The organism is Bradyrhizobium sp. (genome assembly GCF_016462955.1).
Lineage (GTDB): Bacteria > Pseudomonadota > Alphaproteobacteria > Rhizobiales > Xanthobacteraceae > Bradyrhizobium.
The window spans coordinates 1-1165 of the sequence record NZ_JAEMSD010000034.1; the positions used below are offsets into that span (position 1 = coordinate 1).

The 1165-nt window shown below is 67.4% G+C and carries 1 protein-coding gene and 1 pseudogene; both read right to left on the reverse strand.

From position 1 onward, the window contains the following. Positions 1-860, reverse strand: an 860-nt coding sequence (gene coaBC / locus JHD07_RS06175) for a bifunctional phosphopantothenoylcysteine decarboxylase/phosphopantothenate--cysteine ligase CoaBC (protein ID WP_291620094.1), incomplete at its 3' end; no start/stop codon positions are given. 71 nt (positions 861-931) lie between these two features. Then, positions 932-1165: pseudogene (locus JHD07_RS06180) on the reverse strand (ubiquinone biosynthesis protein UbiB); the annotation flags it as partial.

The following is a 1165-nucleotide window of genomic DNA, read 5'->3' on the forward strand; positions in this document are numbered from 1 at the left end:
GCAAAGCCCTGCTTGCCGGAGGACCGGTTGGCGATATAGCGCACCGGATCGATCGCCTCGTGCGTGGGACCTGCGGTGATCAGCACGCGCTTGCCGGCGAGCGGCTTCGGCACCGGCGGCCGGAGCAGCCGCTCGGCAGCGTTGGCGATCTCGATCGCTTCGGACATGCGGCCCGTTCCGGCTTCGCCGGCTTCGGCCATCTCGCCCGCATTCGGGCCGATCAGCACAACGCCGTCGCGCTGGAGCTGGGCGACGTGGCGGCGGGTCGCCGCGTTGCTCCACATCAGCGGATTCATCGCCGGTGCCAGCAGCACCTTGCGGTTGGTCGCGAGCAGGATCGCGCTGGCGAGATCGTCGGCATGGCCGTTAGCCATCTTCGCCATCAGGTCGGCGGTCGCCGGCGCCACCACGATCAGGTCGCACTCCCGCGCGAGGCGAATGTGCCCCGCGTCGAACTCGCTCTGAGGGTCGAACAGGTCGGTATAGACGCGCTCATGCGACAGGGCACTTGCCGCGAGCGGCGTCACGAATTGCTGGGCCGCCTTGGTCAGCACGCAGCGCACCTCGATGCGGCGCTCCTTCAGCCGCCGGATCAGGTCGAGCGATTTATAGGCCGCGATGCCGCCGCCGATGATCAGAGTAACGCTGGCCTCCGCGACCGCGCTGGTGCGCTGCGGCGTCGCGGCGGTGGATGGGGCCGGCGGCGCGGAAAAGGGCGTCAGCGGCTCCTCGCTGCCCTCGATCAGCTCGCGCAGGATGACCCGGACCTCTTCCTCGACCGACCTGCGGTTTTTGGCCGAGCGCAGCCGCAGATAGGTTTTCACGGTGTCGTCGAGCTTGCGGATGGTCAGGCTTGCCACGGCGCCCCTCCAGCACGGAATGATAGCGATGATATCATTCGTATGATTGCAATGCAATCAAGTCTCGGCGATCAGAGATTCCGGACCGCGATCAGGATGCCGATGAAGGTCGCGGCAATGATCCAGAGCGCTACGGTGCGCCAGCGGTTCTTGCGGCCCTCGCTCCGCCCCATCGCGGCGATGCTCTCCGGCGACAGCCTGATGCCCTCGCGGGTCATGGTCTCGAGCTGCTCGAGCACCTTGACCGACCGCTCGGCGATCTCCGGCAGTCGCATCAAGACCCGCGCGATGTCCCCGGTTCCGGC